General features: G+C 63.8%; 20 protein-coding genes. 10 read left to right on the top strand and 10 right to left on the bottom strand.

The features are described from left to right. The 8 genes from F6X39_RS04650 to F6X39_RS04685 all read right to left on the bottom strand — a co-directional run bounded on the left by F6X39_RS04650 (position 1) and on the right by F6X39_RS04685 (position 10,324). Positions 1-1,671, bottom strand: a complete 1,671-nt coding sequence (locus F6X39_RS04650) for a fatty acyl-AMP ligase (protein ID WP_187615751.1) — start codon at positions 1,669-1,671, stop codon at positions 1-3. Between the two features lie 31 nt (positions 1,672-1,702). Continuing rightward, positions 1,703-2,692 carry a fatty acid desaturase gene (locus tag F6X39_RS04655; protein WP_187615752.1) on the bottom strand — a complete coding sequence of 330 codons (990 nt, stop codon included), beginning with the start codon at positions 2,690-2,692 and terminating at the stop codon, positions 1,703-1,705. 51 nt (positions 2,693-2,743) lie between these two features. After that, positions 2,744-5,488 (bottom strand): phosphoenolpyruvate synthase, encoded by a 2,745-nt coding sequence (locus F6X39_RS04660; RefSeq protein ID WP_187615753.1) that lies wholly within the window; start codon positions 5,486-5,488, stop codon positions 2,744-2,746. Positions 5,489-5,503: 15 nt separating this feature from the next. Beyond that, positions 5,504-7,165 (bottom strand): nucleotidyltransferase domain-containing protein, encoded by a 1,662-nt coding sequence (locus F6X39_RS04665; RefSeq protein ID WP_187615754.1) that lies wholly within the window; start codon positions 7,163-7,165, stop codon positions 5,504-5,506. Between the two features lie 18 nt (positions 7,166-7,183). Next, positions 7,184-8,266 (bottom strand): SDR family oxidoreductase, encoded by a 1,083-nt coding sequence (locus tag F6X39_RS04670; protein WP_187615755.1) that lies wholly within the window; start codon positions 8,264-8,266, stop codon positions 7,184-7,186. A gap of 26 nt (positions 8,267-8,292) precedes the next feature. Further along, positions 8,293-9,120: a hypothetical protein gene (locus tag F6X39_RS04675; protein ID WP_262413341.1), complete on the bottom strand. Its 828-nt coding sequence runs from the start codon at positions 9,118-9,120 to the stop codon at positions 8,293-8,295. An 86-nt stretch (positions 9,121-9,206) separates the two neighbouring features. Beyond that, positions 9,207-9,536 carry an acyl carrier protein gene (locus F6X39_RS04680; RefSeq protein WP_018422019.1) on the bottom strand — a complete coding sequence of 110 codons (330 nt, stop codon included), beginning with the start codon at positions 9,534-9,536 and terminating at the stop codon, positions 9,207-9,209. A 17-nt stretch (positions 9,537-9,553) separates the two neighbouring features. Continuing rightward, entirely contained in the window at positions 9,554-10,324 is a 771-nt protein-coding gene (locus F6X39_RS04685; protein ID WP_187615757.1) for a Coq4 family protein, read from the bottom strand. Between the two features lie 592 nt (positions 10,325-10,916). Here F6X39_RS04685 and F6X39_RS04690 point away from each other — a divergent pair. The 5 genes from F6X39_RS04690 (at position 10,917) to F6X39_RS36535 (ending at position 16,200) form a co-directional block, all read left to right on the top strand. Beyond that, on the top strand, positions 10,917-12,026 hold the full coding sequence (locus F6X39_RS04690) for a hypothetical protein (RefSeq protein ID WP_184033304.1): 1,110 nt from the start codon (positions 10,917-10,919) through the stop codon (positions 12,024-12,026). 49 nt (positions 12,027-12,075) lie between these two features. Then, positions 12,076-13,608 carry a B12-binding domain-containing radical SAM protein gene (locus F6X39_RS04695; protein WP_187615758.1) on the top strand — a complete coding sequence of 511 codons (1,533 nt, stop codon included), beginning with the start codon at positions 12,076-12,078 and terminating at the stop codon, positions 13,606-13,608. 68 nt (positions 13,609-13,676) lie between these two features. After that, positions 13,677-15,104: a tryptophanase gene (locus F6X39_RS04700; protein WP_187615884.1), complete on the top strand. Its 1,428-nt coding sequence runs from the start codon at positions 13,677-13,679 to the stop codon at positions 15,102-15,104. Between the two features lie 9 nt (positions 15,105-15,113). Continuing rightward, entirely contained in the window at positions 15,114-15,866 is a 753-nt protein-coding gene (locus F6X39_RS04705; RefSeq protein WP_187615759.1) for a dTMP kinase, read from the top strand. 136 nt (positions 15,867-16,002) lie between these two features. Further along, positions 16,003-16,200, top strand: a complete 198-nt coding sequence (locus F6X39_RS36535) for a hypothetical protein (RefSeq protein WP_262413406.1) — start codon at positions 16,003-16,005, stop codon at positions 16,198-16,200. 126 nt (positions 16,201-16,326) lie between these two features. Here the strand turns inward: F6X39_RS36535 and F6X39_RS04710 are convergent, their stop codons facing one another. Further along, complete coding sequence (locus F6X39_RS04710) at positions 16,327-16,800, bottom strand: Lrp/AsnC family transcriptional regulator (protein WP_184033291.1); 474 nt, start codon at positions 16,798-16,800, stop codon at positions 16,327-16,329. A gap of 270 nt (positions 16,801-17,070) precedes the next feature. Between F6X39_RS04710 and hppD the strand changes: the two genes are divergently transcribed. The 3 genes from hppD to F6X39_RS04725 all read left to right on the top strand — a co-directional run bounded on the left by hppD (position 17,071) and on the right by F6X39_RS04725 (position 20,871). Further along, complete coding sequence (gene hppD / locus F6X39_RS04715) at positions 17,071-18,144, top strand: 4-hydroxyphenylpyruvate dioxygenase (RefSeq protein ID WP_187615760.1); 1,074 nt, start codon at positions 17,071-17,073, stop codon at positions 18,142-18,144. Positions 18,145-18,238: 94 nt separating this feature from the next. Beyond that, complete coding sequence (locus F6X39_RS04720) at positions 18,239-19,621, top strand: amino acid permease (protein WP_410449876.1); 1,383 nt, start codon at positions 18,239-18,241, stop codon at positions 19,619-19,621. A gap of 44 nt (positions 19,622-19,665) precedes the next feature. After that, positions 19,666-20,871, top strand: a complete 1,206-nt coding sequence (locus F6X39_RS04725) for an amino acid aminotransferase (RefSeq protein ID WP_187615761.1) — start codon at positions 19,666-19,668, stop codon at positions 20,869-20,871. 142 nt (positions 20,872-21,013) lie between these two features. Here F6X39_RS04725 and F6X39_RS04730 read toward each other — a convergent pair whose 3' ends face one another. Then, positions 21,014-22,132, bottom strand: coding sequence for a patatin-like phospholipase family protein (locus tag F6X39_RS04730; RefSeq protein ID WP_187615762.1), 1,119 nt, complete (start codon positions 22,130-22,132; stop codon positions 21,014-21,016). Positions 22,133-22,391: 259 nt separating this feature from the next. Between F6X39_RS04730 and F6X39_RS04735 the strand changes: the two genes are divergently transcribed. Both F6X39_RS04735 and F6X39_RS04740 read left to right on the top strand, forming a co-directional pair. Continuing rightward, positions 22,392-24,425 (top strand): ATP-binding protein, encoded by a 2,034-nt coding sequence (locus tag F6X39_RS04735; protein WP_187615763.1) that lies wholly within the window; start codon positions 22,392-22,394, stop codon positions 24,423-24,425. A 151-nt stretch (positions 24,426-24,576) separates the two neighbouring features. Continuing rightward, on the top strand, positions 24,577-25,566 hold the full coding sequence (locus F6X39_RS04740; protein ID WP_187615764.1) for a zinc-dependent alcohol dehydrogenase family protein: 990 nt from the start codon (positions 24,577-24,579) through the stop codon (positions 25,564-25,566). Positions 25,567-25,603 lie beyond the last annotated feature (37 nt).

Below are 25,603 nucleotides of genomic sequence, written 5' to 3' on the forward strand. Positions count from 1 at the left end.
TCACGAGTGTTCCTCCAGCTCGCCGGCTTCGAACTGTGCCTTGGTCCGGCGGCGCTGCACCTTGCCGCTCGAGGTCCGCGGCAAGCTGCCCGCCTGCACGATCGCAACGTGACCGACCTGCAGGCCCGCGCATTCGGCGACCTTCTGCGCGATCGCACGCCGCAGCGCCGTGGCCTCCGCCGGCTTGCCCTCGGCACAGACGACCAGTGTCTCGTCGCCGTCGCGCATCAAGCTGAACGCGATGACACCGCGGCTTTGCACGCTCGGCAACTCGGCCACCGCCCATTCGATGTCCTGCGGATAGAGGTTCGAGCCGTGAATGACGATCAGGTCCTTGCTGCGGCCGCAGATATAGAGCTGGTCGCCGGCGAGGTAGCCGAGATCGCCGGTCTGCAGCCAGCCGTCGCGGTACGCGTCGGCGCTCGCGTCGGCCTGGCCGTAATAGCCCACGGTGATGCTGGGCCCGCGCGTGACGATTTCGCCGACGCAGCGTTCGGGCAACGCTCGCCCGGATTCGTCGACGATCCGCAACTCGTGGCCGGGAAAGCAATGGCCGCAGCCGACCAGTTCGATCGTGCGTAAGCCGTTATCACGCGCAGCCGGTATCGCTCGACCAAGCCCCAGCGCGGCCGCATAGACGACGTCGGTGACGAGCGGCTGGCCGTGGTCGTGAAACGTGATCGCGAGTGTTGCTTCGGCCATCCCGTAGCACGGCAGCAGCGCTTCGGCACGAAAACCGGCCGGCTCGAAGCGCGCGCAGAACTGGCGCAGTGCTTGCGCGTTGATCGGCTCGGCACCGCAGCCGGCGACGCGTAGCCGCCGCAGATCGAGGCCTTCGAGGTCCTGGTCGCGGCTACGGCGAGCGGCGAGCGCGTACGCGAAGTTCGGCGCGAAGCTGATGGTGCCGCGGTATTTCGTGATCGCCTCCATCCAGAGGCCGGGCCGGCGCACGAACGCTTCGGTTGCCAGCAGCACGCACGGCAAGTCGCAGATCAGCGCGCCGAGCACGCTGATGAGCCCCATGTCGTGGTGCAGCGGCAGCCAGCTGACATAGACGTCCTGCTCGCGCAGATCGATGCCGCGGGGTCCGAGGAACGCTGTCGCATTCGCGACCAGATTGCGATGCGTGACCATCACGCCTTTCGGCAGCGACGTGCTGCCCGACGTGTATTGCAGGAAGCACAGGTCATCGGGACGCAGCGTGGGCAAATCGCACGCGGGCGGCTCGCCCTCGAGCAGCGCTTCAATGGTCACGATACGTTCGAGACCGGTGTCGACGGCGAGCACGTCCTCGATGGTCTCTCTTGTCGAGTTCGACGTGAGCAGCATCCGGGCGCCTGCCGAGCGCACGATGTGACTGACGGTTTCGGCGTAACGTGTGCGGGTCCTGAAGTTCAGGCTTCCGCGCGGAAATATCGGTACCGGGACGAGACCGGCGAACGAGGCGCCGAGGAAGCTCAGGATGAACGCTTCCGGGTCGAGGATCACGAGCGCGACGCGGTCGCCCTTGTTCAGCCCCAGTGCTACGAGCTTTTTCGCGTGGTTGCGCGCCTCGCGTTCGAGCGCCTCGTAAGGATAGTAGTGCTCGTCACCGTGCGTGGAGACGAAGCGAAGGCCTCGAGCGTCGCCGCGCGGCAGCGCTGCAACGGCATCGACTAGCGTCTGGTTCATGGTGACGGGTCCCCGGTCAGGTAATCGAGATTCAGTGATCGAGCGAAGCAGCGGGCGTCCAGTCGCGGATCGGCTGCAGACGGCGACGCAGCAGCGCGATCACCTCGTCGTCGCTGCGCACCGGCGCGCCCGGCAAGCGCACGAAATGCGTGGCGAGCTTGCGGTGCTGGCGCGTGACGAGCAGCAGCCAGATCTGCGCGATGTCGATGCGATCGAACACGACCGCGTCCTCGCGACCGTACTTCTCGAGGTTCGCCGCGAATTCCTTCGTGAGCTCGCTGAAGTGCGTGCCTTTGCGGACGTGGTGGTAGATGTGATAACCGGCGTTGAAGACGCGCGCATTGAAACGCGAGTCGATCGTATTGGTGCTGCTCGTGTACGGGTTGTCAGGCTGATCGGGGTCGATGAACGCGTGCTGGACCCAGTTGCCGATCATCATCATCAGCCGCACGAACACGAACGGAAACACGAACACGACGAGCGTCGCCCGCAGGTTCCAGTACGCGGCGGCGCCAACCGCCGCGGAGAACGCGACCTCACCCACGAGCAGTTGCCTGATCAGCTTCGTATTGCGCGAGCGCCACAGATAGACGGACAGATCGAGCGGCACCAGCGCAGCGAAGCGCAGGTAGTAGCGCAGAAAGCCGGTGACGCTATCGCGCTGAAACCGCATCGTGGAGCTCAGGTCGCGTGGCAGGTTGTCGTCGATGTGATGCATGCCCATGTGATGGACATAGAACGTGCCCGGCGTCTGACCGAAGAACGGACACAGCACCCAGTCGAGCAGGATCTCGAGCGCCCGGTACTGCTTCCTGAAGAGCCGCCGATGCAGCGTGCAGTGGTAGCTCATCGTGAAACGGTCGCCGAACGCGTTCCAGACGAGCACGTATGCAACGCCAAGCCACCAGGGAAAGCGGCCGAGCTCAAACAGCACGGCTGCGGCGGGAATGAATATCAGCGCGCACTGGAGGTAGAGCCGCAGATGCGGCAGGTCGCGACGATCGTTGAGCAGGCGGTACATGGCGGTTTCCTTCAGGGGCGGTTTCAGTGGTCAACGGGCGGTCAATTCATGTCAGGTCGGCTCGGGCAGTTCGATCACGCCGCTATGGCCATCCACCTTGAGCTGCATGCCCGACTGCACGCGCGTGGTGAGGCCCGGAATCTGGACGACGGTCGGGATGCCGATTTCGCGGGCGACGATCGCGGCGTGGGTCAACGGACTGCCACGCTCGATCAGCAGCCCGGTCGCCGACGCGAATACGGGCACCCAGCCGGGGTCGGTCCGATAGGTGACGAGGATGCCGCCGTCGAACTCGTTCGCTTCGCGCACGACCTTCGCCCGTCCTTCGGCGAAGCCCGGCGAGCAGGGCGTGCCGCGCAGCGTCGCGCCGGCCGCGTGGGCAGGCGCCGCGCGCAACGCGGCGAGGTTCGCCGGGTTGCTGAGCCAGGCCGCCACCGGGCCATGCGTGACGAAGCGTGGCGGCAGGTCAGCCATGTCGCGATAGCTGGCATCGTCGCGCTTGCGCTGCTCGGTGAGCGGGCGCAGTTCGCGGTGGGAGACGGTGCCTTCGAAGCACCCGCGAATTTCCTCGAGGCGTAGATGGAAGATGTCGCGGCCCGTCGCCAGCACGCCGTCGGCGGCAAGACCCTCGCCGATTGCGCGGAACATCCGGCGCGCGACACCGAACGCGCGCGAACGGCAAAAGCGCACGGTCTCGCGCGCCCGGATCGCGGCGCGCACGCGTCCGCGCGCGCGTGCAAAAATCCAGCGCTGCAGCGGATTGAGCCGCTCACGCAACAACGCGTCGATGCGCGCTTCGGTGGCGCTGCGATCGAGCGACGCGGCACCATGCGCGAGCGCGGCCTTCAACATATCGAACAGCACGCCCGGGTCTTCGCGCAGATCGGGCTCTTCGAGCTTCAGTTCGTTGTTGCTGCGGTACGCGAAGTCGGCGAGGTAGCGCTCGATGTCGGCGACGATCTCGGGCGCGCCGCATCCGCGCAGCGCCGCATACGCAACGGCAGACGGCGTGTTGCGGATCAGCGCTTCGACCTGAGGCTTCGCCCGCACGGCTTGCGCAATCGCGCTCAGCCTGCGGACCGGCTCGAGCGACTCGATGTCGTCCATGCCGCCGATCACCGCTACTTCGAGCCAGTCGGGCGCACCGGGCATCCACCGCTTGATCAGCCGCCGGACGACGCCGTAACTGAGCCCGATCGCCGACTCGAGCACGATCATCATGCCCCAGCGTGCTAGCAGCGCCTGCTCGAAGCGGCAGTAGTGCGCATAGACGGCGTCGGCGGGAAGCGAGCGATAGTCGAGCGCGTTGAACTCGTCGTAGACCGGATAGAAAAACGCGCGGAAGCGCTCGACGTTGCGCGCGAGACGCGCGAAGTGCCACGCGAACTTCGTGCCGCTCAAGGCCCGGATGCAGGCGAGTCCGGCGCGCGAGCCGGTCTTGTACGGCGCGATCAGCGCGGCGAAGCTCGCCAGATCGAGCGGCTCGTCGACGCCCATCTGGACTTCCATCATCTTGCGCCCGAGGTTTTGGAACGGCGCGAGCCCGGAAAGCTTGTACCAGTGCAGCAGGTTGTAGTACACGCGCCCGTTCAGGAACGCGAGCGTCGAGCCGAGGAAGCCATCCATCTCGCGCCGCTGCTTGTGCGGAATCGCGAGCAGCCGGCAGAACTCGCGGAACACCTGCGCATAGACGTGCTGCGCGAAGGTGAAGGTCAGTTGCGTCGTCACGCCGGGATAGTTCTCGACGATGTTGGAGTTGTCCCACAGCTGGAATTCGCCGGTCCGCGATAGGGCCGGTGCGATCGGCGTGGTCACGGGGCGCGCCTGCAGAATCCACAGCTGGTGCTCCGCGATACACCATTCGATATCGAGCGGCTCGCCGAGCTCGCTTTCGAGCGTGCGGGCCGCCGCCACGACGCGCTCGATCTCGTCGCTAGAGAGGGCCGCTGCGTCGCGCAGCGCGGCCGGCACCTCGCGGATGTGGCAGCCGTCATGACGCTCGTGTTTTTCACCGATCACCACCTGCCTGGGCTGTCCGGTGTGGCGGTCCACGGTGATCGTGTCGGCGTCGACCGCGCCCGACACGAGTCCCTCGCCGAGCCCGTAGACGGCGCTCAGCACGAGCTCGTCGCGGTTGCCGTTGGCCGGGTTGATCGTGAACACGACGCCGCTCGTGTCCGCCTGAACGAGGCGCTGCAGGATCACGGCCATTCCGGCGCCGGCGATATCGAGTCCGTGCTGATGCCGGTAGCGCAGCGAGCGCTCGGAATACGCGGAAGCCCAGCACCGGCGTACGTGTTCGAGCGTCGAGTCGAGCCCGCGGACGTCGAGGAACGTGTCGAACTGGCCTGCGAACGAGAAGCTCGCGCTGTCTTCTTCGATGCCGGACGAGCGCACCGCGAGCGGTCCGTCTCCAATGATGTCGTGCGCGCGTGCGATGTCGGTGCGCAACGCGGCGCTGATGTCGCAAGTCAGCACGGCCTCGCGGATCGCGCTCGCGATCGCGGCGGCATTCGCAGGCGTGAAGTCGCGCAATAGCGCGGCGATGGTCTGATCGAGGCCGCCGTCGCGGCGGAACTCCGCGAAGCAGTCGGTGCCGAGAATCGCCCAGTGCGGCACCGCCACGCCGAGGTTCGCAAGCCGATGGAGCGATCGTCCCTTGTTGCCGGCGAGCCGCTCGATCGTTTCGGCCGGACTCGCCGCGGTCAGGATCTGGCGTGGCGATGCTGTCGGGGCGGCGCAGCTTTCGGCCGATTCGAATTCGCCGCGTGCGTGCGTAATGGTGTCGAAAGTCATTGAGGTCCCCGTTGCTCAGGTGCTCGACGAAGCGAGCAGGTCTCTTGCTTCCTCGGCTGTACCGCGCCCGCCGTGAGCGGTCTGCGGGAAGCGCGCGTGCAGATGCGCGCCGAGGTTGATCCAGTCGTAGGCGGCGTGGATCGTTCCGCGCCAGCCCGACGCCGTATCGAAGCTCGCCGGAAACTGCGGGTCGCCGCCGAGGTCGCGCAGACGCTGCGCGAGTTCATCGGCGAGCGCGACGTAGCGCTGTGCATCGCGAGCCGATCCGATCGAACACTGTTCGAGTTCGCGGATGCCGTCGATCAGCGCCGCATCGAGCGGTAGCAGCCGGATCGCGTCGAGCGTCGCTTCTTCCATCGTCGACTGCGGCGTCACGCCATGCGCGCCGAGCGTGACCATGCAGGCGGTCTGCATCATCCGTTGCAGCGCGTACTCGAGCACCTTCCATTGGCCGCGCTGGAGTGCGCCCTGGGCATCCTCTCGCGCGTTCTCGAGACCGATGTTGGCCCAGATCATCTCGAGACCCGCTTCGGCGAAGCGCCCGGCGGGCATCGGCAGCAACTGGGCACCGCTCGCGCGGCCGCCCGCGAGGCGCGCGCCGTCGATCGAAATCAACGGCGCGCGCGACGCCGGCATCGACGTCGCCTGCTGACGTGCGTGGATTTCTCCGCTGCCCTTCCAGCGCAGGCTGACGAGACCCAGCCGGCTGAAGTCCGCGATCAGCGCGCGCTGCCGGCTCGCCGCTTGCGCGTCGGCACGGTTGGCGATGGACGTGCATGGCGTGTCGAAGGTGATCGCTCGCCAGGCCTCGGCCGCATCGTCGTCGAGCGCAAAGACGTCGCTACCTCGCAGCACGTGGACCCGTTCGCCGATCTGCCAGGTCGTCGTGTCCTTGCCGGGGCCAATCAGCACGTTGTCGGCCATGAGGCTCACGCCGTTGACGCCGAACTCGCGGATCAGCGCGACCCCCGCCGCGAGGAACCCGCTTTCGGCGCCATGTTCGCGCGGCGCGTGCAGCAGGCTCCACAGACGGCCGACGCGGCCGGCGTCGACGGTCGCGCGTTCGAGTTGCAGCGACAGCCATTTCGGGCTCATGTAGCACTCGCCGAGGCGCGCCACGTGACTCTTCGCCGCATGAAACGCAGCGGTCCTGATCCAGGCGCGTGCGTAGTCGGGCTCGCCGAGCGCGAACATCGCCACCGCATAACGGCCGGTCTGACGCGCGAAATCCTCGAACCACAGCGCCACCGCCTCGCAGAGCGCCTCGCGGCCAAGCGCCGCTTGCAGCGTCTCGATCAACGCCGGGTTGTCGATCGGCAGCGCGCCGATAAAGCGCTGGCACCGTTCGAGCAGATTCCACGACAGACGCGCGACCGCGCGCCGGCCTTTGCCGAGCGCTGCGCGAACCTGCGCGAGTTCGCGGCGCAGCCGCGCCGGACTCAGCAACCTGACCTCGACGCGGCGGCCGTCGATGAACAGGATGTACGGCATCGTGGCTGGCTCTAGTCCGCTATCGACGATCGCGACGAAGTCGATGTCGGAGCGCTCGTTGCCAAAGCCTTCGGCGATCGAGCCTTCGAGAAACACGGCGCTCGGTGCCCGCTGTTCGAACTGGGCGCCGAGCGCGGCCCGCGCTTTTTGCCAGAGCTCGGCAAGCATCGGATCAGTCATCAACATGGTTAGGCTCCCTGAGCGTCAAGCCGTGCGCGGCACGAAGTAGCCCGCCGCGATCCCGTAACGAAAGATCCTGCGCAGCAGCGTTTTGCCCGTCGCGCGAGGCAGGGCCGGCAGGATCGCGGCGGTCGCGTCGCGTGCAAAGCGCACCTGGCGCGTCAGGTACGACTCGTACAGTTTCACGACCTCGTCGTAGTAACGGCGCTCGAGCGGTTTCATCGCGGCGGCGTCGAAGACATGCCGCGGCACATAGCGAGGCACGTGAAACGAGGGAAACTCCGCGCAGACGTCATTGATTTCGCGCAGCGTCGTCGGCGTGCCCGAGGTCAGATGCAGCGTGCGTCCGCGCACGAGCGGAAACTTCGCCAGCGCTTCGACGACGCAGTCCGCGACCCAGTCGATCGGCACGATGTTCAGCGTCGCGCCGTAGTCGCCCGGCATCGTGCGCACGAGTCCCGCGGCCGTCAGGCGCACGACGGTGTACAGCGTGTCGAACTTGCGGATCACGCCGCTCGCCGAGTCGCCGACGATGATCGACGGGCGCAGCACCGCCGCCGGCAGACCGCTGCGCATCGCCGCTCGCACCGACTGTTCCGCGCGGTACTTGCTCTGCTCATACGGGTTGCCCAGACGCTGACCGAGTTCGAGATCGTCCTCGCTGAACACGCCGGGGCGCTCGCCGCAGACATAGGCGGTGCTCACGTAGAGCAGCGGAATCGGCGCGTCGCCGCTACCTTGCGCGAACTCGACGATGCGCTCGGTGCCGCGAAAGTTGATCGCGTCGTAGACCTCGGGCTTGCGCCCGAAGCTGGTTAGCGCGGCACAGTGGACGATCGCGCCCGTTGCCGCGCGCAGTGCCTCGTAGGTGTGCGGATCGAGCCCAAGCCGGGGCTCGGCGACGTCGCCTCGCACACATGCGAAGGTTCCGGCAGCGGGCGTGTGGCCGCCGTACGGTGTTGCCGCGAGCGGTGTGCCGTCGTTGCGGACAACCGGTCCATCGGAGCGCAAGAATGCGACGACCGGGTACCCCATTGCCGTCAGCCGGGCGATCACTTCGGCGCCCAACAGACCGCGCGCACCGGTGACGAGAACGTGCTTATCCATCGTGGGTGACCATCCAGGGTTGCGTGTCATTTGAGGAGAAGCCCGGCCAGCAGTCCGAGCTCGACGGCGACGATGACGCGGGTGCCAGCCCAGCGTGGCCGGCCCGGTCTGCTCGCGGGGCCGGGCCAGCTCGCGTTGAGCCAGACGAGCCACACGAGCGGCAGCGTTGCGGCATAGATCGCGTACGTTTGCGACAGGCTTGCCAGGCGCGAGAGCGACACGTTGATGCCGAGCGCCAGAATCAGCAGGGCATTCAGCGCGACCCGAATGGCGCGCGCCGACAGGAGATAGGGCTGCAGTGCGGTGGTGCCGACCTTGCGCGAGAACTTCCAGAATTCGTAGCCGGTCCACATCGAACCCGCTACGCACGCCACGACGTAGAAGCTCAGTTCGCGCCCAGCCATGTCGCGCCAAAAAAAATAGCCGTACGTGAAGATGGCGAAGGGCGCGCCCTCGAAAACGGGTAGGCACAGCAGCGGGTGGGTCGGGAGCAGCCGCTTGCAGACGAACGGCGCAGCGAAGGCCAGTGCGGTAGCGGCAGCGGCGGCCGTCCTCGCGTGCCCCATGCCGGTGTTCAGTGCAACGAGCAGCATCGCGCTTGCCGCGAGGCTGGCGACGAGGCGTGTGCGTCGCGCCTCGCGTCGCGCCAATAGCGCGTGCCCGGCGGGATAGTCGCGTTCGAGGTCGTCGAGGTCGTCGATCAGGCGAAGCTGGACGAACAGCAAAAAAAACGACGCAAGACCGGCCAGCAAGCGCCAGCCCGGTTCAATGGAGACGCCGGCTATCCGTCCGTATAGCAGCAGCGAGCAGACGAACGCGCCGGCGATCGGCACCGCCTCTGCCGCCAGCGGCATGCGGCCGAGCGTGTGGCCGAACGCGGCTGCCGCAGTGGCGAGCCGGCCACGTCTCGCATGCGGGGTGACCAGCGAAAGGCGCGGGCTCATGTGCGCAACCCCTCATTGGCGTCTACACGGACGGCGGCGTGCCGGATGCACAGGTCCACTAGCGAGCCGACCGTGAAATACGCTTCGGCGCGTTCTTCGTTCAACGCTTCCAGAGGCAGACGCTCGATGCCAAACGCCTGCTCGATTGCGACCACGGCTTCGACGAGCGACAGCGAGTCGAGGCCAAGATCGGCGATCAGCGAACTGTCGAGGCGAATCTCAGTGTTGAAGTCACGCTGATGCTCGCGGCAGACGCGCAGTAACTGCGTGCGTACGACTCCGAATACGGTGTTGCGCGTCGACGCATTTTTCGATGTGCTGGCCATGCTGGATCCCTTTCCGTTCACGCGTTGCTCGACGCGGCGTAGCGCCACGGCAGTGTCTGGCCGCCGGCCAGGATGCCCTGTGGATGCGCGAGCGCGACAGGCTCGATCGCCAGCTCCAGGCGGACGGCTTCGAGTGGCCGCTGCAACGCTTCTTCCCAGCAGTAGGAAAGGGGAATGCGCGCGCGCTTGCCACGCAGCCACGCGCGGCGCAGAAAACGATGGACCCAGAAGTTCGGCCACCACGGCGCAGTCAACGCGGTGCCGAGCAGACCGACGATGCGCGCGCGCATCGGTTCGAGCCCGCAGTCGAATGCGAGAAGCGAGGTCTCGCCGGCCCAGTCCTGGCCATAGCCCGTCAACACGTGCAGCAGGTCATGAATGCAGCCGGTGCGCTCGATGAACCACTGACGGTCCGGGCCGGGGAGGATTTCTTCGAGGCCCGCGGCCAGCCGGCTCGCCTGCAGCAGACCATCGGCGCTGTAGCCGCTGTGCTCCATCATCGCCATATAAGCGCGGCCGAACGATCCCGGCGGCAAGCGCAGCAGCGTGTCGGAATCCGCGAGCGTGCCGAGCAGTGACGGCTGCTCGGCAAGCAGCGCGCCGGCGCCGGGCTCGCCGAGAAAACGCTGGTACATCGCCTCCATCTGGCCGCCGTCGAGCGCGATCATCACTTCGTAGGCATGCTGAATATCGTCTACGTTCGCCCTCAACGCCTTGATCGCCCGCAAGGCGCGCGGCCAATCGATGTGGCGTCGCGCCAGCGCGTCGTCCTTCAAGGTTGCTGTCATCTGCGGCTCCCGGCAAAGATCAAGAGGGCGAGTCACGAGTGGCAATCGACCGGTGCCTCGCGATTCGGGTTCGGCTACGGCAAGAAGGAATAGAGGCAGGCCGACCACCAACTGTGGATGCTTTTTGCAGGGTTCATGCCAGTCGTGCGTCGGCAGCACGAAGGTCCTCCTCGTTCCCTGCAAGAACGGAACGAAGTGCCCAGATCTCAAAAGGCCGCGCGGGTTTCGCGCCGATTGAAGCGGAGTCTGCGATTTGCCGACGCACGTTCGGAGCGAGCCCGTCGCGGCCTGCTGGATGTCGGTGCCGGGCCAACAGGTGAAGCGCATCTGTCGGTTGCAGATCGACTGCGGGACATTCGATACCGGCCCGGTACGTATGCCGACGTCCAAACATCTAAACGTGCGCATGTATCGCGCTGCCCTTTGAAATCTGGCTGCCCGCTTGCGTCATTGCTTCTGACGAGGACTCACGTCGCGCTGCAAGAGCGTGCCTGGCACGAACCGTGCGCCAGGAGCGCGAACAGTGAGTGGTGCGCATTGATGGTCGCGCAACGTATCGCTTGGGAATACTCACGAGGATGGAGGTAGAGCAATGAATCAGGCATGGAAGGCGAAAGCGGGGCAGTTCCTGCCGGGTGCGAATCTGACTGTGTTGCCGCACTGGGAGCGCGACGCGGTACCGAGCTACGATCGTGCCGAGGTCTCGGTGCCAGGGCGCCTTCACTTCGCGGTATTCGACTTTATGCAAATGGCGCCTGGCTTCGGCGGCGGCGGACTCGGCGTATCGACGAGCACGGTCGGACACCGGATCACCGTCACGAAGACGACCAACGGCGAGGGCGGCTGCGACGTCCCGAGCGGGCGGCACATGCTCGAGTTGTTCAAGCGAGCCGTCGGCTACGCACGTGACGACATCCGCGTCGATCGGGTGCGCAGCATCCAGCACCAGCACAGCGGCTTCGGCTCGAATGTCTCGTTCAATACCGCGACGCTCGCCGGCTTGAACGCGTTGTTCGGCTCTCCGTTTTCGCCGCACGACATGTGGGAAATGATCACCCGCAACTACGTCGAGACCGCGAAGGATGACGAGCACGTGTATTTCGGACTGGAGACCGGCGTCGGCGAAGCGTGCCTGTTCTTCGGCGGTCTGGTCTGGGTCGACGAGAAGCACGGCAACGGCCGTTTTCTCGGCAACCTGAGTTCGGAAAACCTGTGGGTGACCACCGCCGTTGGCAACTACGACACGCTATCGACCGAAGCGCTGCGCGCCCATGGCGAAGGCGCGGACATGTCCGGCACCACCGAGGCGGGCTTCGTGCCGACGCATTTTGTCGAGTGGCAGAAGCGCTACGGCATCGCGTGGCGCAACTTCATCGAACAGAAATTGCGGCCGGCACTGCATCGCAACGACCTGTTCGCGTTTCTGAAGCACGGCTGGGAACTCAACAGCATGAGCAACATGAAGGTGCTCGAAGGCATTTTCCGGACCGACGTGATGCGTGAGTTCGACGAGACGATGCAACGCGAGGGCGCGGTGTACGCGGGGATGAGCAGCGCGGGTCCGGGCTTTTATGCATTCTCCGACTGTGAGGATAAGGCGAAGCACCTCGCGGCAGTGATGATGCATCGGTTCGGTGATTTCATGAGCGAGATGACGGTGGCCCGCGCGGGCCAGAAGATGTCCATCGACGTCGCCGTCTAGGCGCATTCCTGCGAGCCCTCGAGAACCTTTCCACCGAGACCGATCGAACATGGCCAAGCGCGTCACCTTCGTCAACACGAACCAGATCAAACCGGCGATCGCGCCGATTGCGTTCGACTACCTGTCGGCGCCGATGGAGCGAGCCGGGTTCGAACTCGATTTGCTCGACCTGTGCTTCTCCGACGATTGCGAGGCGGCCATTGCCGCGCACTGCCGCACCGCCGCGCCGGATTACTGGGGAGTGACGCTGCGAAATACCGACGACGTCTATTTTTCCAGCGGCTACAGCTTTCTCGACAGAATCAGGGACATCGTCGCGTTGCTTCGGCGCGCGCGCGCAGTTCCGGTCGTGATGGGCGGCGCGGGCTACTCGGTGATGCCGGAAAAGCTGCTTGCTTACCTCGACGCCGACTTCGGCATCGTCAGGGAAGGCGAATTCAGCTTTCCCGAGCTGCTGACCTGCCTCGAAGAAGGCAGGAGTTTCACGCACATACCCGGCGTGGTCTACCGCGATACGGCCGGGGTGCGCGCTACGCCGCTCGCCCCGAACGCATGCGGACCGCTGGCCAGCATCGGGCCTCACAAACGCGAGCTGGTCGACAACCCCCACTACTTTGCCAAAGGCGGCCAGATCGGCATCGAAACGAAGCGCGGTTGCAATCGCTCCTGCATCTATTGCGTCGAGCCGCTGATCAAAGGCCGCACGGTGCGCATGCGCGAACCCGATGATGTCGTCGCCGAGATGGCATCGCTCGAAGAACGCGGGGTCAACGTCTTTCACATCAACGACTCGGAATTCAATCTGAGCGTCGCGCATCCTCTTGCGCTGTGCGCGGCCATCATCCGGCACGGGCTCGCCGGCAAAATCCAGTGGTATGCGTACGGGATGCCGCGGCCGTTTCCCGATGAACTCGCGGCCGCGATGAAAGCAGCCGGTTGCGTCGGCATGAACTTCGGCGTCGATACCGCCAGCGAAACGATGCTGAAGATACTGCGCCGCACCTTTAGCGCCGACGACATCGAGCATGCGGTCAATACGGCGAAGCGTCACGGCCTCGAGCACATCATCGAGCTGCTGTTCGGCGCCCCCGGCGAGACGCAGGAAACCGCGCGCGAGACGATCGAGTTCATCAAGCGGGTCGATCCGGAGCGCGTTTCGGTGACGGTCGGGCTGAGGATTTTCCCCGGCACCGAGCTCGAGCAGATGATTCGCCGCGAAGGCCTGCACGTCGGAAATCCGAATCTTCACGGCCATATCGAAGGCAACGACCATCTGCTGCATCCGGTGTTCTATCTGCCGACCGCAATGGGCCCGGACCCGCAGCAATTCATTGCCGATCTGATCGGCAATGATCGGCGGTTCTTCGGGACCAACGCGAGTCTGTTCAACTACAACGCGAACGACGCGCTGGTCGAAGCGATCGCGCAAGGCGAACGGGGCGCGTATTGGTCGATCCTGAACCGGATCGAGAAACGCTTCGAAGCGGCCCACGACGCTCGCGGTTGTCACCGCACGTCCGCGGCCGGCGGCGATGCGGATCGGGCACCGATCGAGGTTGTGCCGATCGAGCAAAGTGCCTGATGCGGTGCGCGATGCCCGAAGCGGTCAGTCATCCAGTGGCCTGCGTACTTTCAACCCAGGAGGAGTGCATGCTTTTAGAAAACAGCCAGCCTGAGCCGTACAGGATCAAGATGGTCGAGCCGATCAGGCTGATCGACCGCGAGCAACGGCAGGCGAGGCTTGTTGCCGCCGGGTACAACGTCTTTCGCCTCGAAGCAGACGACGTCTACATCGATCTGATGACGGACAGCGGCACCTCCGCGATGAGCGCGAACCAGTGGGCCGGCATCATGACCGGCGACGAATCATATGCCGGTTCCCGCAGTTTCACGAAGTTGACGCAGGCCGTGCGGGACATGCTCGGCTTCGACTACGTATTGCCAACCCATCAGGGCCGGCCGGCCGAACACTTCCTGTTCCGGACCCTCGTGCGCCCAGGCCAGGTGGTGCCATTCAACGCGCCGTTCGATTCGACCGAGGCACACGTATCGATTGCCGGCGGGACCGCGATACCGTGCGTCGCCGAAATCGGCTACCAGCCCGCTGTCGAGCACCCGTTCAAGGGCGACGTGGATGTGCAGAAGCTGCGCAACGTGATCGAGAGCGAAGGGCGCGACAATATTCCGCTGATCATGGTCTCGCTGACGAACAACGCGGGCGGCGGCCAGCCGGTATCGATGGCGAACCTGCGCGCGGTGAGGGCGTTAGCCGATGAGTTTGCGATTCCGGTCTACTTCGATGCGGCGCGCTGCGCGGAGAATGCTTACTTCATCCAGCAGCGCGAGAGCGGCTATGCGAACCGGTCCGTGGCGGAAATTCTGAAGGAGCAGTTTTCCTATGCCGAGGGCTGCACGTTCAGCTGCAAGAAGGATGCGCTGGTCAACATCGGCGGCTTGCTCGCGACACGGTCGCGCACGCTCTATGAGCAGGTCGTGCCGCTGCTCGTGCTGCACGAAGGTTTCGTCACCTACGGAGGGATGGCGGGCCGCGATCTCGAGGCACTCGCGATCGGTCTGCGCGAGATGGTCGACGACCGATACCTGCAACACCGCGTAGGTCAGGTCGAACGGCTAGGGGACACACTGCTTGCCGGTGGCGTTCCGATACTGAGGCCGACCGGTGGACACGCGGTGTACGTCGATGCGGCCGCCTTCCTGCCGCACCTGCCGCGCTCGCAGTTCCCGGCCGAGGCGCTGGCTGCCGAGCTTTATCTGGAGGGCGGCGTGCGCGCCGTCGGTCTGGGCTCGTTGGCGTTCCTGAAAGAAGATCCGTCGACGGGCACTGTCAGCGCCCCGAGGCTGGAACTGCTGAGGCTGGCCATTCCTCGCCGCGTCTACACCGATAGCCACCTCGCGGCGGCTGCCGCCGCGTTGATCCGGGTCTACCAACGACGCGATGCGATCCGGGGAATGCGCATCGTCTCGGCACCGTCGATGCTCAAGCACTTCACCGCGGTCCTCGCGCCGATCGAGGCCCGTGACGAGATGCTCGCGGAGCCTCGGGAAGTTTTGGTCTGAGGTGATTTCATGTCGAATGGTGTCTTCGAAACGCTCGAGCTCAAACCGCATGCTTATCCGGGGGTTCTGGTCACGTTGTGCGGTGTGGATGGGGCGGGGAAGTCGTCACTGATGGAAAGGCTCGAAAGCGCGTGCACGCGTGCGGGGCTCAACTGCGTGACGACGTTTACGCCGACCCGTAGGATCCGCAAAGATGCGCTGTTCCGGGATATGGTGGACAGCCACTGGCATACATCGAGCGCCGGCTCCGGACTCGACGTAAACCGACGGCGCGTCGACATGCTGGGCATTCTGCTGTCCATCATGGGAGACCTCGTCCAGCATCTGACCGACACGGTCATACCGGCACTGGAACGCGGCGACGTCGTTTTCTGCGACCGCTACGTGTTCACCTCTCAGGCTGAAATCGGCACGCGTTCCGATCCCGCTGAGACTGCGCCTGTGCTCCGCAGCATCGCTGGTCATTTGCTGCGTCCCGACGTCGCCTTCGGGCTGAACGTTTGCGGCGCGACTTCACACCGTCGCGTGCGGGCAAGGAACGACGAGAACGACCAGCCGCCGCCGATGAGCTTTCTGACGCGTCAGGTGGCGGCCTATCGCGCCGTGTTCGAGGTCAACGGCGTTGTCGCGCTGGATGCGGAGCGGAGTCTCGACGAGACGTTCTGTCAGGCACTCAGTCATCTCGTGGCTATCGACCGCGTCGCGGGGCGGTTGGGCTCTCTCGGGGCGGAACGTCCTACACGAAGCGTGGCGGCATGCTGAGGCTTCGACCTGCGCCCGGGAAGCCGGATTCGGGCATCGAGGTATGCGACAAAATGCGCGTCGACACGTTTTGATGAGCATCTATCCTTCGAGGAAGGACCATGATGCATGGAACATCAGAGCCAGGGAGACGACGATGCTTAGCCCACATGAGATCGCAACGCTCATGCTTCTCGAGACAAACCCCCGTCCAGAAAATTTCGATCCCGGCGATCTCGACGCGTTGTGCGAGCGCCAACTTGTATTTCTGGAAAAGCTCGCGTCTGGATGCGCGCGAGGGCGTCTGACCGCGCAAGGACGCTCGGTATTGCGGTCGGTCGGGAGGGTGAACTAGTGCCTCGCTCTGCATCGCCTGGGAGCTGTGACCTTCAGGAGCAAAATGATCGTTGAAGCGCACGCACGCATGCGGGGAATAGTGGGCAGCACCGGAATGTGACGGGCGACGCTCGCGCTCAGCGGGCTAGGCCGCCAACGGGACAGCGCCCGTACATTTGATTTCATCGAGGCAAACGCTGGACTTGACTCCGCTCACGCCCGGAATGCGCATCAGCGTATCCAGCAGAAACTCCGACAGCGCTTTCAGGTCTTGCGCCACGACCTTGAGCATGTAATCGATATCACCCGTTACGACGAAGCATTCCTGAACCTGGGTGAGTTCCGAGATCATTCGCTTGAACTTCGACAGGTCGCGGACATGGCCTCGCTCCATCGTCACCTGGATGAAGGCCACTACGCCAAAGCCCAGCAGCTGCGCGTCGAGCCGCGTCTCGTAGCATTTGATCACACCCATTTCCTCGAGCCGGCGATGCCGCCTCAGCGTTTGCGCGGGCGACAGTTTGATCGCCTCCGCAAGTTCGAGATTGGAGATGCGCCCCTGGGACTGAAGAATCTCCAGTAGACGCACGTCGATACGGTCGATGTCGATTGCCTGCACTTTTATTTCCTCGTTATCCACTGAAATGAAATATTAATGCACAAGTCAGGGTTTGTCTGCGTCTGCAAGGAAATCCAATTGCGTCGATAAAAACTTACACTGAATCCAGATGTCGCTGCGATGCGGCCGGCAAATGCGTTGAGAGAGTGGTCCGAGGACGCTGCCTGCGTGGCGATTGGAGAAATTTTCTTTCATTGTTCCGACACCCAGCGCCACTCGGTGCCGGTTGCTCGCCACAAATCATTCACCCTCTGCTGAACCTGAGAGATCATGGCCGACCTGTTTGACAATCCAATGCAACTGATGGGCTTCGAATTCGTTGAATTTGCCTCGCCCGTACCCAATGTCCTTGAACCGCTGTTCGAGCAGATGGGCTTCACACTGGTGGCTCGCCACCGTTCGAAGGACGTGCTGCTTTACCGCCAGGGCGAAATCAACTTCATCGTCAATCGCGAGCGCAACAGTGCGGCCGCTTACTTTGCCGCCGAGCATGGCCCGAGTGCGTGCGGCATGGCATTTCGCGTGAAGGATTCGCACAAGGCCTACGCCCGCGCGCTGTCGTTGGGCGCTCAGCCGATCGAAATCGCAACCGGTCCAATGGAGTTGCGATTGCCGGCAATCAAAGGCATTGGCGGCGCACCGCTTTATCTGATCGACCGCTTCGAGGACGGCAAGTCGATCTACGACATCGATTTCGAGTTCATCGAAGGTATCGAGCGGCGGCCGGCCGGTCATGGCTTGCGCCTCGTCGACCACCTCACGCACAACGTCTATCGCGGCCGCATGACGTATTGGGCCAACTTCTATGAGACTCTGTTCAACTTCCGTGAGCTACGCTACTTCGACATCGAGGGCGAATACACGGGTCTCACGTCGAAGGCGATGACGGCGCCGGACGGCAAGATCCGCATTCCATTGAACGAGGAATCTGGCAAGGGGAGCGGGCAGATCGAGGAATTCCTGATGGCCTTCAATGGCGAGGGCATTCAACACATCGCGTTCCTGACGGACGATCTGATAACGGTTATCGACAATCTGCAGATGGCAGGCGTGCCGCTGATGACGGGGCCCAACAGCTACTACTACGATGCGCTCGAGACGCGCTTGCCGGGCCACGGTCAAGCGGTGGGCGAATTGCAATCGCGCGGCATCCTCCTCGACGGAACGACGGCAGACGGGTCGCCGCGCCTGCTGCTGCAGATTTTTTCCAAGCCGCTGCTTGGCCCTGTCTTTTTCGAATTCATCCAGCGCAAGGGTGATGAAGGTTTCGGCGAAGGCAATTTCAAGGCGCTGTTCGAGTCGCTCGAACGCGATCAGATCGAGCGGGGCACGCTGAAGGTTTGACGCGCGTACAACCCCGTTGATAGCTCTCGACCAGAGCAGGCGAAAAGCGAGGCGTGGCGTCCAGAACCAACCGCAGGACACAGGAGACAACATCGTGGCACACCAGCAACAGGGCACGCTACAGCGCGGCCTGAAGAATCGTCACATTCAGTTGATCGCGCTAGGAGGCGCAATCGGCACCGGCCTCTTTCTCGGCATCGCGCAGACCATCAAGACGGCAGGACCGTCCGTGTTGCTCGGGTACGCGATCGCGGGCGTCGTCGCCTTCTTCATCATGCGGCAACTCGGCGAAATGGTCGTCGACGAGCCGGTGGCGGGATCCTTCAGCTACTTCGCAGGCAAATACTGCGGCCAATTCTCGGGCTTCGTGTCCGGCTGGAACTACTGGGTGCTGTACGTTCTCGTGTCAATGGCAGAACTGTCGGCCGTTGGCATCTACATGCAGTACTGGTGGCCCGGTCTGCCCACGTGGGTCTCCGCGCTCGTCTGCTTCTGCGTCATCAACGCGATCAACCTCACCAGCGTGAAGTCGTACGGCGAGCTCGAGTTCTGGTTCTCGATCGTCAAGGTCGCGGCGATCGTCGGCATGATCGGCTTCGGCGGCTACCTGTTGATTTCGGGCCACGCAGGCCCTGACGCGGGCGTGGCCAATCTCTGGCGCCACGGCGGCTTCTTTCCGAACGGCGTGTCGGGCCTCGTGATGGCGATGGCTGTCATCATGTTCTCGTTCGGTGGACTGGAACTCGTCGGCATTACGGCCGCCGAGGCGGAAGATCCTTCGCACACCATCCCGCGCGCGACCAACCAGGTGATCTACCGGATCCTGATTTTCTACGTCGGCGCACTCGGCGTGCTGCTGTCGCTGTATCCGTGGGAAAAAGTCGTTACGGGCGGTAGTCCGTTCGTGCTGATCTTTCACGCGATGAATAGTAACTTCGTCGCCAACGTGCTCAATGCGGTGGTGCTCACCGCCGCGCTGTCGGTGTACAACAGCGGCGTCTACTGCAACAGCCGCATGCTTTACGGCCTCGCAGGCCAGGGCAATGCGCCGCGCGCTCTGCTGAAGGTGAACGCCCGCGGGATTCCGCTCGTCGCGCTGGGTGTTTCCGCCGTGGCGACGGCCACCTGCGTGGTGATCAACTACCTGATGCCCGGCAAGGCATTTGAACTGCTGATGGGGCTCGTCGTCTCGGCGCTCATCATCAACTGGGCAATGATCAGCATCATTCATTTGCGCTTTCGCAGCGCGAAAGCGCGAGCCGGTGAGACGACCATATTCCGCAGCCTGGGCTATCCGCTTACCAACTATCTGTGTCTGGTGTTCCTTGGCGGCATCCTGGTGGTGATGTGGCTGATACCGGATCTGCGCATGTCGGTCTACCTGATCCCCGTTTGGCTCGTTGCGCTGGGCGTCGGCTATCGCTTGCGCAATCGACGCGCGGACGCCTCGGTACCGGTTGGCGTGCCGATGCGCTAGGCACCGCGTTTCTGCAACCATTTGGCCTAATCCAGGGAACCAGCATGTTTGAACACATCGATGCCTATGCGGGCGACCCGATCCTCACCTTGAACGAGAACTTCGCGAAGGATTCGCGCGACCATAAGGTCAATCTGAGCATCGGCATTTATTACGACGATCAAGGCCGCTTACCGGTGATGCAAGCCGTACGCGAGGCCGAAGGACAACTGCTCGCCGAGCTCGGTCCAAAGCCGTACCTGCCGATGGCGGGCTTCGCCCACTACCGCGAGGCCGTGCAATCGTTGCTGTTCGGCGACGACTCGCCCGCACGTACCGAGGGGCGCATTGCGACTGTGCAGACCTTGGGCGGCTCGGGCGCGCTCAAGGTCGGTGCGGATTTCATCAAGCGCTATTTTGCGGGCTCACGGGTATGGGTCAGCGATCCGACGTGGGAAAACCACCGTTTCATCTTCGAGCGCGCGGGATTCGAAGTCAACACGTACCCGTACTACGACGAATCGAGCGGCGGGCTCAAGTTCGAAGAGATGCTATCGGCCATCGACGCGCTGCCGGCGCGCAGCGTCGTCCTGTTGCATGCGTGCTGTCACAACCCGACGGGCGTCGATCTGAACGACGCGCAATGGGTGCAACTGATCGAGGTCATCAGGAAGCGGACCCTGCTGCCATTCATCGACATGGCGTACCAGGGCTTCGGCGCGGGCATCGACGCGGACGCATTTGCGATTCGTGAACTCGTGCGCCAGAACGTGCCGGCGTTGGTGGCCAATTCATTCTCGAAGAACTTCTCGCTATATGGCGAGCGGTGCGGCGGACTGTCGGTGATTTGCGAGTCGCCGGATGTTGCCGGGCGCGTATTGGGTCAATTGACGAGCGCTGTGCGCGCGAACTACAGCAATCCGCCGACGCACGGCGCAAAGATCGTCGCGCGCGTGCTGACAACACCGGCAATGCGGCAATCATGGCAACAAGAGCTTGCATCGATGTGCCGGCGCATCATGCGTATGCGTGCGGAGATCCATGAACGCCTGCGCGGCAAGGTGCCGGACACGATGCTCGCGCGCTACCTCGAGCAGCGCGGTATGTTCACGTACACCGGGTTGTCGGCAGACCAGGTCGACACGCTGCGCGAACGGCACGGCGTCTACTTGATCCGGTCCGGGCGCATGTGCGTCGCCGCGCTCAATGACAACAACGTTGCGACGGCTGCGCAGGCCATCGCGAGGGTCATCTCGCGGGCAGGCGATTGAGACTACTGCCGCAAGCGTGGAGCCGCGGCTGGACACGCGATCGGTCCGGCTAACGTGCGCGCGATGGCGGATCGGTTCCAGACCGACGTCGAAGCCGTCGCTAGCGCTCTCGATGCGGTGCGCGGCATGGAAATCGTCCTTTTCAGTTTCGTCGCGCGCTCGCGTTGCCGCTGTGCTTGAGCGTCGGATCGAGCAACGAACCCTTGACGTCGAGCGAGGACGCTTGCCCGAGTTTCGCGTAGTCGTTCTCGAGCCATACGTTCGCCACTTCGCGGCCACGCTCGAAGAGCGTTTTGAGCATTGACCAGGACGTGCTGCTCTTGGAAACAAAACCGAACTTCGCGAGAAAATCGTCGTCGCGAATCAGGTGAAACCTGACGGGCTTGAAGCGGCTTTTGCGCGCTGCTTCCTCGCCGACCGAGTCGAGCACACGGTTGACCGCTTCGATCGCGTTGATCTCCAGTACGACGGACGCGTTGAAACCGATTTCATTGAGCCGGTCGAGAATGCCGCGCGCATCTTTAGGCGGCATGTCGTGGCGCACGAACGGATTCGCGAGAACGAGAATCAGGTCCTGGGCATGGGCGATCAACGGCGCCAAAGGCGGGTTGCCCAGATAGCCGCCATCCCAGTACGGTATGCCGCCCACGCTGATGGTGCGAAACTCGCTCGGCAGGCATGCGGAAGCGCGCAATACGTCAATGGAAATCTCGGGGCGGGTGAAAATTGCGCGTTGGTTGGTTCGTACGTCGGTTGCGCAAATGAACAGTTGCGGGCCATCGCGCGTGGTATTGAGCGCGGCGAGATCCTGTTCGGGGAGGGCGGAGCGAATCAACGGCCCGAGCGGATCGCGGTAAAACGGATTGCCGTAAGGCGAAGCGACGAGTCCCACGGCCTCCAGCATGATGGCGGCGGGATTCCAGTCGATATTCCAGCCGCCGAATGGGCCGGGTTCGGAAAAGCCGAGGAGCGCGTTGCCCGCCAGCGCACCGGCGCGCGATACCGCTTCCCAGAAGGCGCGCAGCATGTCGCGTGCTTTCGGTGCGCCGCTGGTTGCGAGACCCGCCGCGCACAGCGTCGCATTGATTCCGCCCGCGCTTGCGCCGCTGATCGCCGCGATATCGAGCGGGGTTGCCTGCGACGAAGCCTCCAGCAGACGGTCGAGCACACCCCACGTGAAGGCGCCGTGCGAACCGCCGCCTTGCAGGGCAAACGCGACCTTGGGGCCGTTCTGTCGCGTCGAGTTCCGGGGTTCCTCCATCGCCATGGCTCCTTCGCGTCTTCATCGCGTTCCCGGCAATCTTACGCGCACGCGACGATACTTGCCTCGGAAACGTCGAGCTTTTAGTGGTTCGTCCTGTCCCGCATGCCATGGCGGATCGCCCTGGATGCTGCGATACTATTTATAGTCGCGCGCTGCGTAACCTACTAAAACGGTCCATGACAAAGAGGTTGACTGACACAAGCCGGTGTGCCGGGACGGCATCGCGGGCTCACAGCTTTCGTCCGGGGGTACCTGGATGAAACAGCATCTCGATCTGGATTCCCGAGGCGCGATCACGCTAAACGGGCTGGCGCGCAGGCTGGGGCGTACCCGTGAGCAACTGATGCATCGCTGGATCGCCGAGACCTCGGAGCAGGGAGCGCACACCGATGCGGACAGCGGGCAGGGACTCATGGACTGTTTCGCCTATATGCTGGCCGAAGTATGCGCTGCCCTGCTGGTCGCCGAGAGCGACGCGTCGCTATCCGCGCATGTGGCTGTCGCGCATCCCGGCAGGTTCTGGCCAGAGGGCTGGCGGGTCACGGATCTGTTTCGCAACATCGATCTGATGCAGCGCTTTCTGAAAGACGAGATCCGCGCGTATTTCGGTCCGGTTGCGGCTTCCGTCGACGTTCACATGCGGGCACACGACATCGTCGAGCGCACGTTTCGCGCGATGATCGAAAACGCCATCGAGGCGCAAATGCAACGTCAGGCCGCCGAGGTGGCGGCGGCGCAGGACAGCCTGCACACGGCGCTGACGGCGCTGAAGCTCACCGAGGAGCGGCTGCGTGTCGCGACGAGCGCGGCCGGCATCGGCATCTTCGAGTGGTGTGGCGCCTCGCGACAAGGCGTGTGGGAAAACCGCCAGATGTACGACATCACCGGGCAGCCCGAGGAGAGGGGGCCGTTGACGGAAACCGAGTTCATGACGTCGGTCGTTCATCCGGACGATGTCGAACTGCTGAAATGCCATTTTCAGTGCCGGCTGGTCTCCGGCGAGCCGGTGCATGTCGCGTTCCGGCTGCACCGCGTAACCGACCGCGCGCTCAGGACCGTCGAAATGTTCGGGTATCTGCGTCCGCCCGTTCAGCAGGACGATTACACGTTCATTGGCAGCTTGTGCGACGTGACGGAGCGGACCGACGCGGAGGCGAAATTGCAGGACGCCGATCGCCGCAAGGACATCTTTCTGGCCACGCTCGCGCACGAGCTGCGCAACCCGTTGGCGCCCGTGCGCAACGCCGCGCATCTGCTGGGCCACGGCGCGGGAGCCGATCCCGCCAAACGTGAATGGCTGCGCAATGTGATCGAACGCCAGACCGGCCACCTGTCGCATCTGATCGACGACCTGCTCGATGTATCGAGGATCACCACCGGCAAGATCGAGTTGAAGCGCGAGGTCTTCGATATCAGGCTGGCACTCGACCACGCTCTCGAGATCACGATGCCGGCTGCGTTGCAGCGGCATCACGACATCGTGCGTCTGCCGCTCGCGCACCCCGTGTACGTCCACGGTGACCCGGCGCGGATCACCCAGACATTTTCCAATCTGCTGGATAACGCGATCAAATACACCGACGACGGTGGCCGGATCGTCGTATGCGCGACGCTCGTCGGTCAGGAGGTATCCGTTACCGTGTCGGACACGGGCACGGGTATTTCGGGCGACGCACTGCCTCACGTGTTCGATCTGTTCGTACAGGGTTCCTGCCACGGCGAGCCGTCCAGGGGCGGTCTTGGGATCGGGCTCTCGGTGTGCAAGACGCTGACCGAGATGCACGGCGGGACCATTGTCGCCAGGAGCGAAGGCAAGAACAGAGGCAGTGAATTCGAAATACGTCTACCCGTTTGCCAGGGCAGCAACCAGCAGGCGAAGGACGGTGCCGAAGCAGGTCGACCGCCGTCCGACCCATTGCGTGTTCTGATCGTCGACGATAACAGCGATGCCGCGCTGTCGCTCGCAATGATTCTCGACGCGCACGATGTGCGCACCGCACACAGCGGGGAAGAAGCGCTTCAGATTGCCGCTGCCTTCGAGCCGCAGATCGTTTTCCTTGATCTTGGTCTGCCGGGAATCAGCGGCTATGAGGTTGCGCGTCGGCTGAGGGATCGTCAGGCGGCCGGCAAGCGCCTTGAAATCGTCGCCGTGTCGGGCTACGGACAGCCCGAGGACGTGGCTCGCTCAGCGGGAGCGGGGTGTGATAGTCATCTCGTCAAACCCGTCGATATCGAAGAACTGCTCGCGATCATCAGGCGAATGACCAGCGAAAATCCGTCCGCCGCGTAGTTTTCGATCGACCCTCTTTGTGCGAGGCGGCGTTCTGGGGCGACGACGAAAAGCACTGTTCGGATTTCCCCGCTTATCAGTCGAATTCCCTCGCGGGAACGACGTGGTAATTTTCGCAGTGCTCTACCATCAATCCATCCAGGAGGTAGTGATGTCACGGACTGTCAGGTTTGCCGAGGCCGGTGGGCCGGAAGTGCTTCGATTCGTCGACGAATCGGTCCGCGGCCCCGGCCGCGGTGAAGTTCGCATCAACGTGAAAGCGATCGGTCTCAATCGCGCGGAATCGATGTGGCGCACCGACCAGTACATCGAGCCCGTCCGCTTTCCGGCCGGGCTCGGGTACGAGGCGGCCGGCATTGTCGACGTGGTGGGCGAGGGCGTCGGCGGTTTCGCGCCCGGAGACGAGGTCAATGTGATCCCGTCGTTCTCGATGAATCAGTACTTCACCTACGGCGAAGTCATCATCGTGCCGGACCATGCAGTCGTCAGGCACCCGAAATCTCTTTCCTTCGCCGAGGCCGCGTCGGTGTGGATGATGTTCGTCACCGCATATGGCGCGCTGATCGAAGACGCGAAGGTGGGCGCCGGCGACTATGTCGTCATACCGGCCGCTTCGAGCAGCGTTGGACTGGCAGCGATCCAGCTAGCGAATTACGCGGGGGCGACGTCGATCGCGGTCACGCGCCATGCTGGCAAGCGACAGCAGTTGCTCGACGCGGGTGCCGCACACGTGGTCGTGACGGACGAGTCGGACCTTGTCGAAGCGATCATGCGGATCACGGATGGAAAGGGGGCTCGCGTCGCTTTCGATCCGGTCGGCGGCCCGAACTTCGCGAGACTGGTCTCGGCGCTGTCCTTCCAGGGGATCGCGTATCTGTACGGCGCGCTAGACGAACGTGCCACGACGCTGCCCGTGCTGCCGATGATCGCCAAAATGATTTCCGTGAAGGCGCACAACATCTGGCTGACGAGTGGCGACCCGACGCGCCGAAAGGCTGCGGTGGAGTTCGTGCTCAAGGGGCTCGAAAGCGGTTCGCTGAAGCCGGTCATCGATCGCACCTTTGGGTTCGACGAGATCGTCGACGCGCACCGCTACCTCGAAACCAACGGGCAGTTCGGAAAGATCGTGGTAACGGTGTAGCCCGCGAACCGACATTGAGGCGAGGCAACGCGCTGCT

Origin of the sequence: Paraburkholderia sp. UCT2 (assembly GCF_014397665.1) — a bacterium.
Classification (GTDB): Bacteria; Pseudomonadota; Gammaproteobacteria; order Burkholderiales; family Burkholderiaceae; genus Paraburkholderia; species Paraburkholderia tuberum.